This is a genomic window from Nocardioides sp. OK12 (genome assembly GCF_024341885.1).
Classification (GTDB): domain Bacteria; phylum Actinomycetota; class Actinomycetes; order Propionibacteriales; family Nocardioidaceae; genus Nocardioides; species Nocardioides marinisabuli.
In genome coordinates this window covers 295,370-307,899 of record NZ_BNET01000003.1, presented here as the reverse complement: position 1 = coordinate 307,899, position 12,530 = coordinate 295,370, and the positions used below count along the sequence as shown (strand labels likewise).

The 12,530-nt window shown below is 71.2% G+C and carries 16 protein-coding genes and 3 tRNA genes; 16 read left to right on the top strand and 3 right to left on the bottom strand.

The window, feature by feature from the left end; all coding sequences use genetic code 11:
* Positions 1-36 precede the first annotated feature (36 nt).
* The 6 genes from OCU29_RS08915 to OCU29_RS08890 all read left to right on the top strand — a co-directional run bounded on the left by OCU29_RS08915 (position 37) and on the right by OCU29_RS08890 (position 2,423).
* Positions 37-109, top strand: a tRNA-Thr gene (locus OCU29_RS08915).
* 51 nt (positions 110-160) lie between these two features.
* Positions 161-234 (top strand) — tRNA-Met (locus tag OCU29_RS08910).
* A gap of 54 nt (positions 235-288) precedes the next feature.
* On the top strand, positions 289-459 hold the full coding sequence (gene rpmG / locus OCU29_RS08905; protein WP_179614404.1) for a 50S ribosomal protein L33: 171 nt from the start codon (positions 289-291) through the stop codon (positions 457-459).
* A gap of 86 nt (positions 460-545) precedes the next feature.
* The gene (locus tag OCU29_RS08900; RefSeq protein ID WP_261819634.1) at positions 546-950 is read left to right on the top strand and encodes a MaoC family dehydratase N-terminal domain-containing protein; all 405 of its coding nucleotides are present in this window, start codon (positions 546-548) and stop codon (positions 948-950) included.
* On the top strand, positions 947-1,354 hold the full coding sequence (locus tag OCU29_RS08895) for a MaoC/PaaZ C-terminal domain-containing protein (RefSeq protein ID WP_261819633.1): 408 nt from the start codon (positions 947-949) through the stop codon (positions 1,352-1,354). Before OCU29_RS08900 ends, OCU29_RS08895 begins: the two co-directional genes overlap by 4 nt.
* Positions 1,347-2,423: a UDP-N-acetylmuramate dehydrogenase gene (locus OCU29_RS08890; RefSeq protein ID WP_261819632.1), complete on the top strand. Its 1,077-nt coding sequence runs from the start codon at positions 1,347-1,349 to the stop codon at positions 2,421-2,423. Before OCU29_RS08895 ends, OCU29_RS08890 begins: the two co-directional genes overlap by 8 nt.
* Positions 2,424-2,442: 19 nt before the next feature.
* Here OCU29_RS08890 and OCU29_RS08885 read toward each other — a convergent pair whose 3' ends face one another.
* Both OCU29_RS08885 and OCU29_RS08880 read right to left on the bottom strand, forming a co-directional pair.
* Positions 2,443-2,940 (bottom strand): hypothetical protein, encoded by a 498-nt coding sequence (locus tag OCU29_RS08885; RefSeq protein WP_261819631.1) that lies wholly within the window; start codon positions 2,938-2,940, stop codon positions 2,443-2,445.
* 29 nt (positions 2,941-2,969) lie between these two features.
* On the bottom strand, positions 2,970-3,995 hold the full coding sequence (locus OCU29_RS08880) for an adenosine deaminase (RefSeq protein WP_261819630.1): 1,026 nt from the start codon (positions 3,993-3,995) through the stop codon (positions 2,970-2,972).
* A 175-nt stretch (positions 3,996-4,170) separates the two neighbouring features.
* Here OCU29_RS08880 and OCU29_RS08875 point away from each other — a divergent pair.
* The 5 genes from OCU29_RS08875 to rplA all read left to right on the top strand — a co-directional run bounded on the left by OCU29_RS08875 (position 4,171) and on the right by rplA (position 6,887).
* Positions 4,171-4,243, top strand: a tRNA-Trp gene (locus OCU29_RS08875).
* Between the two features lie 52 nt (positions 4,244-4,295).
* Positions 4,296-4,535 carry a preprotein translocase subunit SecE gene (gene secE, locus OCU29_RS08870; RefSeq protein WP_179614398.1) on the top strand — a complete coding sequence of 80 codons (240 nt, stop codon included), beginning with the start codon at positions 4,296-4,298 and terminating at the stop codon, positions 4,533-4,535.
* A 15-nt stretch (positions 4,536-4,550) separates the two neighbouring features.
* On the top strand, positions 4,551-5,480 hold the full coding sequence (nusG, locus tag OCU29_RS08865; RefSeq protein ID WP_370463663.1) for a transcription termination/antitermination protein NusG: 930 nt from the start codon (positions 4,551-4,553) through the stop codon (positions 5,478-5,480).
* A gap of 137 nt (positions 5,481-5,617) precedes the next feature.
* The gene (rplK, locus tag OCU29_RS08860) at positions 5,618-6,046 is read left to right on the top strand and encodes a 50S ribosomal protein L11 (RefSeq protein ID WP_179614397.1); all 429 of its coding nucleotides are present in this window, start codon (positions 5,618-5,620) and stop codon (positions 6,044-6,046) included.
* A gap of 121 nt (positions 6,047-6,167) precedes the next feature.
* Positions 6,168-6,887 (top strand): 50S ribosomal protein L1, encoded by a 720-nt coding sequence (gene rplA, locus OCU29_RS08855; RefSeq protein ID WP_179614396.1) that lies wholly within the window; start codon positions 6,168-6,170, stop codon positions 6,885-6,887.
* Positions 6,888-6,984: 97 nt separating this feature from the next.
* Here the strand turns inward: rplA and OCU29_RS08850 are convergent, their stop codons facing one another.
* Positions 6,985-8,265, bottom strand: coding sequence for an aminotransferase (locus OCU29_RS08850; protein WP_261819629.1), 1,281 nt, complete (start codon positions 8,263-8,265; stop codon positions 6,985-6,987).
* A 265-nt stretch (positions 8,266-8,530) separates the two neighbouring features.
* Here OCU29_RS08850 and rplJ point away from each other — a divergent pair, with 265 nt between their 5' ends.
* The 5 genes from rplJ (at position 8,531) to OCU29_RS08825 (ending at position 12,528) form a co-directional block, all read left to right on the top strand.
* The gene (gene rplJ, locus OCU29_RS08845; protein WP_179614394.1) at positions 8,531-9,178 is read left to right on the top strand and encodes a 50S ribosomal protein L10; all 648 of its coding nucleotides are present in this window, start codon (positions 8,531-8,533) and stop codon (positions 9,176-9,178) included.
* Between the two features lie 93 nt (positions 9,179-9,271).
* Complete coding sequence (gene rplL, locus OCU29_RS08840; RefSeq protein WP_179614393.1) at positions 9,272-9,661, top strand: 50S ribosomal protein L7/L12; 390 nt, start codon at positions 9,272-9,274, stop codon at positions 9,659-9,661.
* A gap of 278 nt (positions 9,662-9,939) precedes the next feature.
* Positions 9,940-10,893 (top strand): ABC transporter ATP-binding protein, encoded by a 954-nt coding sequence (locus OCU29_RS08835; protein ID WP_261819628.1) that lies wholly within the window; start codon positions 9,940-9,942, stop codon positions 10,891-10,893.
* 16 nt (positions 10,894-10,909) lie between these two features.
* Positions 10,910-11,695 carry an ABC transporter permease gene (locus OCU29_RS08830; protein ID WP_179614391.1) on the top strand — a complete coding sequence of 262 codons (786 nt, stop codon included), beginning with the start codon at positions 10,910-10,912 and terminating at the stop codon, positions 11,693-11,695.
* Between the two features lie 5 nt (positions 11,696-11,700).
* Positions 11,701-12,528 (top strand): ABC transporter permease, encoded by an 828-nt coding sequence (locus OCU29_RS08825; protein ID WP_179614390.1) that lies wholly within the window; start codon positions 11,701-11,703, stop codon positions 12,526-12,528.
* Positions 12,529-12,530: the final 2 nt, after the last annotated feature.

Here is a 12,530-nt window from a genome sequence, read left to right as displayed (position 1 = left end):
ACTCCCCGGGGGGTGTGTGTAATCTTCTTCCGCGTTGCCCCTTTAGCTCAGTCGGCAGAGCGTCTCCATGGTAAGGAGAAGGTCTACGGTTCGATTCCGTAAAGGGGCTCTGGGAGAGGGTTGCCCGCCGGACTATCCTGGCGGGCGGACCCGGCCCCGTGGCGGGGTAGCTCAGGTGGTTAGAGCACACGACTCATAATCGTGGTGTCGCGGGTTCGAGTCCCGCTCCCGCTACTGCACCTGACGAGCGACACCCCAGCACTTTCGAACCGACGCAAGGACTTCCCCGTGGCCTCCAAGAGCTCCGACGTTCGCCCCAAGATCACTCTCGCCTGCACGGAGTGCAAGGAGCGCAACTACATCACCAAGAAGAACCGCCGCAACGACCCCGACCGTCTGGACCTGGCGAAGTTCTGCCCCCGGTGCCGTCAGCACACCACGCACCGCGAGACCCGCTGAGGCCAGCGGCTCCACTGCTCGTCGCGAGCGGCCCGTCCGGGACACCGGGCGGGCCGTTCGTCGTTCCCGGACGCTAGGTTGGAGACATGGCGCTGGACCCCTCGATCGTCGGCCGCACGTTCCCACCCACCCGGCCGTACGCCGTGACCGAGGAGCGGCTGCGCACCTTCGCGGCCGCCACCGGAGCGACCTGGGAGTCCGGCCCCGCGCCGGCGACCTTCCCCATCGTGCTGGCCTTCGAGGCGATGAACACCTTCCTCGAGGCCGAGCAGGTCGAGCTGCGCCGCATCGTGCACGGTGAGCAGCGCTTCGCCTACGAGCGCCCGGTCGTGGCCGGCGACGTGCTGACCGCGAGCCTGACCGTGGCCTCGCTGCGCCAGATCGGCGGCAACGACATCATCGGCACCCGCAGCGAGGTCCACGACGAGAGCGGCGCGCTGGTCTGCACCGCCGGCGCCACCCTGGTGCACCGAGCGGAGGAGCAGGCATGAGCAGCCTCGAGCCCGGCGCCGCCCTGGCGCCGCAGGAGTACGTCGTCACCCGCGCCGACCTGGTCCGCTACGCCGGCGCGAGCGGCGACTTCAACCCGATCCACTGGTCGGAGCGGGTGGCCACCCAGGTCGGCCTGCCCGGCGTCATCGCCCACGGCATGTACACGATGGCGCTCGCCGCGCGGGCCGTCGCCGAGTGGACCGGGGGCGCCCCGGTGCTCGAGATCGGCTGCAAGTTCACCAGCCCGGTCGTCGTGCCCGACGACGACACCGGCGTCGTCGTCGTGGTCGGCGCGACCGTCAAGTCGGTCGAGGAGGGCCGCGCCACGCTCGCGCTGGAGGTCACCTGCGCGGGCCAGAAGGTGCTCGGCATGCCCCGCGCCGTGGTGGGCGTCGATGGCTGACCCGGACGGCCAGGCCGGCCCCCGGCTGGCCGAGCGCACCACGCTGCGCCTGGGCGGCCCCGCGCGCCGGTGGGTGCGCGCCGAGACCGAGCAGGACCTGGTGGCCGCCGTGGCCGACGCCGACGCGGCCGGCGAGCCGGTCCTGCTCCTGGGCGGCGGCAGCAACCTCGTCGTCGCCGACGAGGGCTTCGCCGGCACCGTGGTGGAGGTGGCCACCCGCGGGGTGGCCCCCGACATTCAGGCCGGCGGCGAGGAGGCCGCCTGCGGCGGCGTCCTGGTCGAGGTGGCGGCGGGGGAGGACTGGGACGCGCTCGTGGCCACCGCCGTCGAGCGCGGCTGGGTCGGGATCGAGGCCCTGTCGGGCATCCCCGGCAGCGTCGGCGCCACCCCGGTGCAGAACGTCGGCGCCTACGGCCAGGAGGTGTCCCAGACGATCGCGTCGGTGCGCACCTACGACCGCCGGGACCGGCAGGTCCGCACCCTGGCCAACGCCGACTGCGACTTCTCCTACCGGCACTCCCGCTTCAAGGCCGAGCCCGGGCGCCACGTGGTGCTCTCGGTGACCTTCCAGCTCGCGACCGGCACCCTCGGCGCCCCGGTGCGCTACGGCGAGCTGTCGCGCGTGCTCGGGGTCGAGCCCGGCGCCCGCGCGCCGCTCGCCGCGGTGCGCGAGGCGGTGCTGGGCCTGCGGGCCGGCAAGGGGATGGTGCTCGACGCCGACGACCACGACACCTGGAGCGCGGGCTCGTTCTTCACCAACCCCGTCGTCGACGCCGCCCTCCTGCCCGAGGGTGCCCCCGCCTGGGAGCAGCCCGACGGGCGCGTCAAGACCAGCGCGGCCTGGCTGATCGAGCACGCCGGCTTCGCCCGCGGCTACGGCGCCGACGTCGGCACCGGCCGGGCGCGGCTCTCCTCCAAGCACACCCTGGCGCTGACCAACCGCGGCGCGGCCTCGACCGACGACCTGCTGGTGCTGGCACGCCACGTCCGCGACGGCGTGCAGCAGCGCTTCGGCATCCGGCTGGTCAACGAGCCGGTGCTGCTGGGCTGCGACCTCGACGGGGCCTGAGCGCCCGCCGCGCCGGGGTCTACGGCGCGGAGGCGCCCACGATGAGCAGCGCGACGAACAGCACGGCCCCCAGCAGCGCCAGGCCCAGCAGCACGGTCGAGACGATGCCCAGCACCATGCCCGCCCCGGCCTCGCTGGCCCCGGAGTACTGGTGCGGTGCTGCCTCGATCTCACGCTTGGCCCTGCGCCCGGTCCACCAGGCGAAGGGGCCCACCACCAGGGGGAGCCCGCAGAGCATCAGGCCGCCGGCCAGCGACACGATGCCGAGCACCAGCGCGGTGTTGGCCGAGGGGTGCATCGTCGGGCCGGGCGCCGGGTAGCCGGGCTGCGGGTAGCCGGGCTGGGCGTAGCCGTAGGGCTGCTGCGGCGGGGGGTAGCCCTGCTGCGGGTAGCCCTGCTGCGACCAGGGGTCCTGCCCGTACACCGGCGGCTGCTGCCCGTACGGCGGCGGCGGGGGCTCCTGCCCGGAGGGCTGGTGGGTGGAGGGGGTCGTCTCGTCCGGGTCCCGATCAGTCACCCAGGCATCCTCTCACCGCGCCCGGCCGGTCACCGGTCGCGGTCGGGGGCCGCCAGCCAGGCGTCGATGTCGGCCAGGGCCCGCTCCCGCACGTCGGAGGGCGCGCGCGAGCCGCGCAGCGACATCCGCGCGAGCTCGGCCAGGGTCGCGTCGTCGAGGTCGTGCGCGGCGCGCATGGTGGCGTACTGCCCGGCCAGGCGCGAGCCGAAGAGCAGCGGGTCGTCAGCGCCGAGCGCGACCTGCGCGCCACCCTCGAGCAGGGTCGGCAGCGGCACCGACGTCAGGTCGGAGTAGACCCCGAGCGCGACGTTGGAGACCGGGCAGACCTCCAGGGTCACCCCGTCGGCGGCGACCCGCTCGAGCAGCGCGGGGTCCTCGGCGATGCGCACCCCGTGCCCGAGCCGGTCGGCGTGCAGCTCGTCGAGGCAGGTGCGGGCGTGCTCGGGCCCGCGCAGCTCGCCGCCGTGCGGCGCCAGCAGCAGGTCGGCGCGGCCCGCGATGCGGAAGGCGGCCGCGAAGTCGGCGGTGGTGCCGCGCCGCTCGTCGTTGGACAGCCCGAAGCCGACCACCCCGCGCCCGGCGTACTGCGCGGCGAGCCGGGCCAGGGTGCGGGCGTCGAGGGGGTGCCGGGTGCGGTTGGCCGCGACCAGCACCCCGATGCCCAGCCCGGTCTCCCGCGAGGCCTGGGCCGCCGCGTCGAGCACCAGGTCGGTGAAGGCGGTCGCCCCGCCGAAGCGGGCGGCGTACCCGCTGGGGTCGACCTGGATCTCCAGCCAGCGCCCGCCGTCGGCCACGTCGTCCTCGGCGGCCTCGCGCACCAGGCGTCGTACGTCGTCCTCGGTGCGCAGCACCGACCGCGCCACGTCGTAGAGGCGCTGGAAGCGGAACCACCCCTTCTCGTCGGCGGCGCTCAGGCGCGGCGGCCAGTCCTCGACGAGGGAGTCGGGCAGGACCACCTGGTCGCGCTCGGCCAGCTCGAGCAGCGTCTCGTGGCGCATCGAGCCGGTGAAGTGCAGGTGCAGGTGGGCCTTGGGCAGCTGGTGCAGGTCACGCAACGTCGGGTCCCCACGACTGGCTCATGACGTCCACCCTAGAGCCCACCCCGGAGCCCGACGTCGAGCCCGGGGGCGCGCCGGGGGCCGGGGCCGGTTTGGACGCGGCCGGGACCTTCCCCGTAGACTCCTCGTTTGGTGGAGCCCCACATGCTTCGGCGTGCCCGGGTGCCACCGGAGGGCACTAGCTCAACTGGCAGAGCATCGGTCTCCAAAACCGAAGGTTGGGGGTTCAAGTCCCTCGTGCCCTGCAGGACATCTGGTCGGTGAGGCCGGACGGACGAGCGAAGGAATGGTGACGGCGTGTCGGACAGCAAGCCGGTCCGCGACGGCGAGAAGGCCGAGCGCACGAACCCGGTGACGTTCTACCGACAGGTGGTCGCCGAGCTCCGCAAGGTCGTCTGGCCCACCCAGGAGCAGCTGGTCACGTACTTCATCGTGGTCATGGTCTTCGTCCTGATGATGATGGCGATCATCTCGGCCCTCGACCTCGGTCTGGGTCGCTTGGCGTTCTTCGTCTTCACCGGCCAGTCCGACCAGTGACCGCAGCCGCGACGGGTGACCGCCGCGGCCACGGCCCCCCGCGACCGGCGCACGCCGGCGCAGGCAATTGAGCACAGCAACGTGATGGAGCAGCGCGTGACGGAGCAGTACGACTCGGTCGAGACCGAGGAGACGGAGACGTCGGAGAACCCCGAGGTCGACCCGGTGGAGCCGGTGTCGCACCCGGAGGCCGACGAGGCCGTCGACGGTGCCGTCGACGACAGCGCCGCCCAGGCGGTCGCCGACGCCGAGGCCGACGAGGCGGAGGTCGCCGACGAGGTCGAGGCCGAGGCCGAGGGTGAGCCCGAGGAGGACGCCGACGACCCGCTCGAGGCCTTCCGCCGCGAGCTGTGGGCCAAGCCGGGCGACTGGTTCGTCGTGCACACCTACTCCGGCATGGAGAACCGGGTGAAGTCGAACCTGGAGAACCGCATCATCTCCCTCAACATGGAGGACTACATCCACGAGATCGTGGTCCCCACCGAGGAGGTCGCGGAGATCAAGAACGGCCAGCGCAAGATGGTCAAGCGCACCGTCCTGCCCGGCTACGTGCTCGTGCGCATGGACCTGACCGACGAGTCCTGGTCCGCGGTGCGCCACACGCCCTCGGTCACCGGCTTCGTCGGCAACTCCCACCAGCCGGTCCCGCTCACCATGCGTGAGGTCGAGGACATGCTGGCCCCCGCCGTCGTGGCCCGCGCCGAGGCCGAGGCCGTCGCCGCCGGCACCGCCTCGCCGGGCTCGCCGACCACCGCCAAGAAGCCCGTCGAGGTCGCCGACTTCGAGGTCTCCGACTCGGTCATGGTCGTCGACGGTCCGTTCGCGACGCTGCACGCCACGATCACCGAGATCAACGCCGAGGCCCAGCGGGTCAAGGCGCTCGTCGAGATCTTCGGCCGCGAGACGCCGGTCGAGCTCAGCTTCAGCCAGATCCAGCGGGTCTGAGGCACCTTCCGCCCGGTCCGATTGGGCCGGCGGGGTCCGCGCGCCGCACAATGGTGGGCGCGACACGCAACACGCAGGTGGCAGAGGGCCTCAACCCGCCCTCGTCATGACCACGAGAGAGAAAGAGAACCAGCTTCATGCCTCCCAAGAAGAAGATCGCCGCACTGGTCAAGGTGCAGCTGCAGGCCGGCGCCGCGACGCCCGCCCCGCCGGTCGGTACCGCGCTCGGTCCCCACGGCGTCAACATCATGGACTTCTGCAAGGCCTACAACGCGCAGACCGAGTCCATGCGCGGCAACGTGATCCCGGTCGAGATCACCATCTACGAGGACCGGTCCTTCACCTTCATCACGAAGACCCCGCCGGCCGCGGAGCTGATCAAGAAGGCCGCCGGCCTCCAGAAGGGCTCCGGCGTCCCGCACAAGGAGAAGGTCGGCAAGCTGACCAAGGACCAGGTGCGCGAGATCGCCCAGACCAAGCTCCCCGACCTCAACGCGAACGACATCGACGCCGCGATGAAGATCGTCGAGGGCACCGCCCGCTCCATGGGCATCACCACCGACTGATCACGCGACCGACCCAGTCGTCGCACGTCGTCGCACCCCGCGCGGGTCGGCGTACCGCACCTGTGGCAGGGCCGCGCTGGCCCACCTGACCACACCTGGACCAAGAAGAGAGAGACCAGACATGCAGCGCAGCAAGACCTACCGCGCGGCCGCGGAGCAGTTCGACCAGGACGAGCTCCACGCCCCGCTGGCCGCGATCAAGATCGCCAAGACCACCAGCAAGAAGAAGTTCGACGAGACCGTCGACGTCGTCATGCGCCTCGGGGTCGACCCCCGCAAGGCCGACCAGATGGTGCGCGGCACCGTCAACCTGCCCCACGGCACCGGCAAGACCGCTCGCGTCCTGGTGTTCGCGAACGGCGACAAGGCCGAGGCCGCCCGTGAGGCCGGCGCCGACGAGGTCGGTGGCGACGAGCTGATCGAGAAGGTCAACGGCGGCTACCTCAACTTCGACGCCGTCGTGGCCACCCCCGACATGATGGGCAAGGTCGGTCGCCTCGGCCGCGTCCTGGGCCCCCGCGGCCTGATGCCGAACCCGAAGACCGGCACCGTGACGCCGGACGTGGCCAAGGCCGTGTCCGACATCAAGGGCGGCAAGATCGAGTTCCGCGTCGACCGCCACGCCAACCTGCACTTCATCATCGGCAAGGCGTCCTTCAGCGAGATGCAGCTGGCCGAGAACTACGCCGCCGCCCTCGAGGAGGTGCTGCGCCTCAAGCCGGCCAGCTCCAAGGGCCGCTACATCAAGCGCGTCACCGTCTCCACCACGATGGGCCCGGGTGTGCAGGTCGACCCGAACCGCATCAAGAACGTCGCGTCCGAGGACGAGGCCCAGGCCTGACCTGCTCAGCCGCCTGAGCCCTCCGGGGACGACGAAGGCCCGGCCCCTCCGCGGAGGGGCCGGGCCTTCGTGCGTCTGCGGCCGGGGCCGGCGGGGGTCAGGCGGTGAGGGCCTCCGCGGCGGCCAGGGCCACGCAGGTGGCCACGCCGGCCATGGCGGTCTCGACCTGGTCGAGCGGCGGGAAGGTCGGGGCCAGGCGGATGTTGCGGTCGCGCGGGTCCTGGCCGTGCGGGTACGACGCCCCGGCGGGGGTCAGCGCGATGCCGGCCTCCTTGGCCAGCTGCACGACCCGGGTCGCGGTGCCGTCGAGCACGTCGAGGTTCACGAAGTAGCCGCCGGTCGGGCGGGTCCACTCGGCGATCTCGAGGCCCTCCAGGCCCTCGGTCAGGGCCGCGTCGACGGCGGCGAACTTGGGGGCGATCAGGGCCCGGTGGCGGCGCATGTGCTCGCGCACGCCGTCGGCGTCGCCGAAGAGCTCGACGTGGCGCAGGTGGTTGACCTTGTCGGGGCCGATCGAGGCCATCGACAGGTGCTGGAGGAACCAGGCCTTGTTGGCCTCCGAGGTCGCCATGACCGCGACGCCGGCGCCGGCCCAGGTGATCTTGGAGGTCGAGGCGAACATGACGGGGCGGTCGGGGTTGCCGGCGGCCGCGGCCAGGCCCAGCGCGTCGGCGCTGTGCGCCTCGTCGTCGGTGAGGTGGTGCAGCGCGTAGGCGTTGTCCCAGAAGACCCGGAAGTCGGGCGCGGCGGTCGGCATCGACATCAGCGCCCGCGCGACCTCGGGGGAGACCACCGAGCCGGTCGGGTTGGCGTACGTCGGCACCACCCACATGCCCTTGACGGCCGGGTCGTCGGCGACCAGGGCGGCGACGGCGTCGACGTCGGGCCCGTCGGCGTTCATCGGCACGCTGAGCATCTCGATGCCGAAGTCGGCGAGCATGGAGAAGTGGCGGTCGTAGCCGGGGACCGGGCAGACGAACTTCACGACCGGCTCGTCCTTCCAGGCCCGCTCCGAGCCCGGGCCGCCCCACAGCAGCAGGTAGGTCAGCGCCTGGTGCATCATCGTCAGGCTCGAGTTGCCGCCGCAGATCAGCTGGGCGGTCTCGACCTCGAGCAGCTCGGCGAAGATCTCGCGCAGCTCGGTGAGCCCCTCGAGGCCGCCGTAGTTGCGCACGTCGGCGCCGTTGCGGTCGGTCGTGCCGGTGGGCAGGTCCAGGAGCCGGTCGGACAGGTCGAGCTGGTCGCTGGCGGGCTTGCCCCGGGTCAGGTCGAGCGTGAGCCCGCGCGCGCGGAGCGCGGCGTAGGCCTCCTGCTGCGCGGCGCGGAAGGACGCGAGCTCGTCGGGGGACAGGGAGCGGAGCGGCGTGCGCGAGGTCATGGTGCCGATCCTGCCAGGCAGCAGGCGACGAGCCGATTTGGCCGTGCCCCCGTGGACGCCGTAATCTCCTGCTCGTAACCAGAGACCGCCGGTCGTCGCGCCACGCACGTGGGGTGACCGAAGGCTCCGAGTGATCGGGCGACCAGCGCAGGAGTACAGAGCCACCCGTCACGGACGGGAACCCGCCCTGAGCCTGCGCTCGGGGCGTTCGTCGTCTCAGGGCCAGGCCCACCGGACCACGGTCTCACCGTCCGGAAGGAGACCCATGGCGCGGCCAGACAAGCAGGCAGCCGTCGCAGAGATCGTTGAGCAGTTCAACACCTCTGCTGGCGCTGTGCTGACCGACTACCGCGGTCTCACCGTGAAGGAGCTGCAGGACCTGCGCCGCTCCCTCGGCGAGAACGCCAACTACGCCGTGGTCAAGAACACGCTCGCCAAGATCGCCGCCAACCAGGTGGGCATCTCCGGCTTCGACGACATCCTCGTCGGCCCCACCGCCATCGCCTTCATCGAGGGTGACGTGGTCGAGGCCGCCAAGGGTCTGCGTGACTTTGCCAAGGCCAACCCCGCTCTGATCATCAAGGGCGGCATCCTGGACGGCAGCCCCCTCTCCGCGCAGGAGGTGGCCAAGCTGGCCGACCTCGAGTCGCGCGAGGTCCTCATGGGCAAGCTGGCCGGCGCGATGCTCGCGTCGCTCCAGAACGCCGTCTCCCTGTTCCAGGCCCCGATCGCCCAGGTCGCCCGTCTCGCGGGTGCGCTGGAGTCGAAGGCCGAGCAGGACCCCTCGATCCTCGCAGGTGGTGCCGGGACCCCGGCCGCCGCCGAGGAGGCCCCGGCTGCGGCCGAGGCCCCCGCCGACGAGGCCCCCGCTGCGGCGGAGACCTCCGACGAGGGCGACACCGCCGAGGCCTGAGTCGTCCCGACTCAGCACGGCAGCACACCACCTGAAACCCGGCCGAACCGCACCTGACCCGGTGCCGGCCACCTAACGGAAGGAACCGCCACCATGGCGAAGCTCAGCACCGACGAGCTCCTCGACGCGTTCAAGGAGATGACCCTCATCGAGCTCTCCGAGTTCGTGAAGCAGTTCGAGGAGACCTTCGACGTCACCGCGGCCGCCCCGGTCGCCGTGGCCGCCGCCCCCGCCGCCGGCGGTGCCGCCGGTGGCGACGAGGCCGCTGCGCAGGACGAGTTCGACGTCGTCCTCGAGGCCGCTGGTGACAAGAAGATCAACGTCATCAAGGAGGTGCGCGCCCTCACCTCGCTCGGCCTGAAGGAGGCCAAGGAGCTGGTCGAGGCCGCCCCCAAGGCGATCCTGGAGAAGGTCGACAAGGCTGCGGCCGAGAAGGCCAAGGAGTCCCTCGAGGGCGCCGGCGCCACCGTCACCCTCAAGTGACGACCTGTCACTGACACCGACGACCCCCGTCGACCTGATGGTCGACGGGGGTCGTTGCATTTGGGTCCGCGTCCGGGGTCGCGTTTTCGCAGGTGGGGCGCGGTGAGCGACCCGAACGGGTGAGTGGTGACGGGTTGGTCTCGAAACCCGGCGCCGGAGTGACGGACGTGACAATAATGCGTAACCTCACGGCGCAGGCAGCGTTGTTACTGATGAGTGTGAGCCGGTCCGGGCTCCAGCACGGGACGACGAGCGCAGACCGCGAAGGGGAGCACGGCATGGGCGTGGAGATCGAGGTCAACGACCTGACCAAGTCGTTCGGCAAGCAGCTGATCTGGGGTGACGTGTCGCTGACGATCCCCGCCGGCGAGATCTGCGTGATGCTCGGGCCCTCGGGCACCGGCAAGTCGGTCTTCCTCAAGACGCTGATCGGGCTGCTCAAGCCCGACCGGGGCTCGATCATCATCGAGGGCACCGACATCGCCTCCTGCTCCGAGCGCGAGCTCTACGAGATCCGCAAGCTCTTCGGGGTGCTGTTCCAGGACGGCGCGATGTTCGGCTCGATGAACCTCTACGACAACATCGCCTTCCCGCTGCGCGAGCACACCAAGAAGAGCGAGTCCGAGATCCGCGCCATCGTCATGGAGAAGCTCGACCTGACCGGCCTGATCGGCACCGAGCAGAAGCTGCCCGGCGAGATCTCCGGCGGCATGCGCAAGCGCGCGGGCCTGGCGCGCGCGCTGGTGCTCGACCCCGAGATCGTGCTCTTCGACGAGCCCGACTCGGGCCTCGACCCGGTGCGCACCTCGTTCCTCAACCAGCTCATCGTCGACCTCAACGCCCAGATCGACGCCACGTTCCTGATCGTGACCCACGACATCAACACCGCCCGCACGGTGCCCGACAACATCGGCCTGCTCTACCACAAGCACCTGGCCATGTTCGGTCCCCGCGAGATGCTCCTGAGCTCGGAGGAGCCGGTCGTGCGCCAGTTCCTCAACGCCCAGAAGATCGGCCCGATCGGCATGTCGGAGGAGAAGGACGCCGACGAGCTGGCGGCCGAGTCCGACCAGGAGCTCCCGCCCCTGCCCCCGATCCCGATGCAGCTCGAGCCCTCCAACGGCATCCCCCGCCGCTCGCAGCGCGAGCCCGGTGCCTGGTGCCGCGAGCAGGGCGTGACCCCGCCGCCGGGGTCCTTCGAGGACAACATCTCCATGGCTCCCGGGGCCTGAGGGGGACCGGAGACACGTGGCAACCACAACGGCGACCCGGGTGCTCGCCCCCTTCGGGGCAGCGGGCAACCTCTTCGCCTTCGCCCTCGACGTGGGGCGTGGGCTCTTCCGTCGTCCCTTCCAGCTGCGCGAGTTCATCCAGCAGGCCTGGTTCATCGCGTCCGTCACCATCATCCCGACCGCGCTGGTCGCCATCCCCTTCGGCGCGGTCATCGCGCTGCAGGTCGGTGGCCTGATCAAGCAGTTCGGCGCCCAGTCCTTCACCGGCTCGGCCTCGGTGCTGGCGGTGGTCCAGCAGGCCGCGCCGATCGGCACGGCCCTGCTGATCGCGGGCGCGGGCGGCTCGGCGATCGCCGCCGACCTCGGCGCGCGCAAGATCCGCGAGGAGCTCGACGCCATGATGGTGCTGGGCATCGACCCGATCCAGCGGCTCGTGGTGCCCCGGGTGCTCGCGGCGATGCTCGTCGCGGTCTTCCTCAACGGCCTGGTCAGCGTCGTCGGTGTGGCCGGCGGCTACGTCTTCAACGTGGGGCTCCAGGGCGGTACGCCCGGTGCCTACATCGCCAGCTTCACCGCGCTGGCGCAGCTGCCCGACCTGTGGGTGGGCCTGCTCAAGGCGCTGATCTTCGGCATGATCGCCGCCATCGTGGCGGCCTACAAGGGCATGAACGCCAACGGCGGCCCCAAGGGCGTGGGTGACGCGGTCAACGAGTCCGTTGTCATCACCTTCGTCCTCCTGTTCATCGTCAACTTCGTCCTGAGTGCGATCTACCTCCAGGTCGTCCCCCCGAAGACGGGCTGAGGCAGATGGCAAGCATCAAGTCGGTCTACACCAAGCCCGCCGGAGCGCTCGACCGCCTCGGCGAGGAGCTGGCGTTCTACATCCGCGCCCTGATCGCCTCGCCGCGCTCGATCAAGCGCTACCCGCGCGAGATCCTGCGCATCCTGGCCGAGGTCACGCTCGGCTCGGGCGCGCTGGCGGTCATCGGCGGCACGGTGGGCGTCATCCTGGCGATGACGTTCTTCACCGGCGCCCAGGTCGGGCTGTCGGGCTACGCCGCGCTCGACCAGCTCGGCACCGCGCCGTTCGCCGGGTTCGTCTCGGCCTACTTCAACACCCGCGAGATCGCCCCGCTGGTGGCCGGCATCGCGCTGGCGGCCACCGTCGGCTGCGGCTTCACCGCCCAGCTCGGGGCGATGCGGATCTCCGAGGAGGTCGACGCCCTCGAGGTGATGGCGATCCCCTCGATGCCGTTCCTGGTCACCACCCGCATCGTCGGCGGCCTGATCGCGATCATCCCGCTCTACGTCGTGGGCCTGCTCTCCTCCTACTTCGCCACCCGCCTGACCGTCACCCAGTTCTTCGGCCAGAGCGCGGGCACCTACGACCACTACTTCAACCAGTTCCTGCCACCGGGCGACGTGCTGTGGTCCTTCGGCAAGGTGCTGGTCTTCGCGGTCGCGGTGATCCTGATCCACTGCTACCACGGCTACAACGCCGGCGGCGGCCCCGCCGGCGTGGGCGTCGCGGTGGGTCGCGCGGTGCGCACCAGCATCGTGGCGGTCAACGTGATCGACCTGTTCCTGTCCATGGCCATCTGGGGCTCCAGCACCACCGTGCGGTTGGCGGGTTGAGA

Coding starts and splice junctions, on each gene's coding strand:
- OCU29_RS08850 (WP_261819629.1), bottom strand. CDS start 8,265: ATGACCTCGCGCACGCCGCTCCGCTCCCTGTCCCCCGACGAGCTCGCG.
- OCU29_RS08835 (WP_261819628.1), top strand. CDS start 9,940: ATGGGCGTGGAGATCGAGGTCAACGACCTGACCAAGTCGTTCGGCAAG.
- rplK (WP_179614397.1), top strand. CDS start 5,618: ATGCCTCCCAAGAAGAAGATCGCCGCACTGGTCAAGGTGCAGCTGCAG.
- rplJ (WP_179614394.1), top strand. CDS start 8,531: ATGGCGCGGCCAGACAAGCAGGCAGCCGTCGCAGAGATCGTTGAGCAG.
- rplL (WP_179614393.1), top strand. CDS start 9,272: ATGGCGAAGCTCAGCACCGACGAGCTCCTCGACGCGTTCAAGGAGATG.
- OCU29_RS08890 (WP_261819632.1), top strand. CDS start 1,347: ATGGCTGACCCGGACGGCCAGGCCGGCCCCCGGCTGGCCGAGCGCACC.
- OCU29_RS08895 (WP_261819633.1), top strand. CDS start 947: ATGAGCAGCCTCGAGCCCGGCGCCGCCCTGGCGCCGCAGGAGTACGTC.
- rplA (WP_179614396.1), top strand. CDS start 6,168: ATGCAGCGCAGCAAGACCTACCGCGCGGCCGCGGAGCAGTTCGACCAG.
- OCU29_RS08900 (WP_261819634.1), top strand. CDS start 546: ATGGCGCTGGACCCCTCGATCGTCGGCCGCACGTTCCCACCCACCCGG.
- OCU29_RS08825 (WP_179614390.1), top strand. CDS start 11,701: ATGGCAAGCATCAAGTCGGTCTACACCAAGCCCGCCGGAGCGCTCGAC.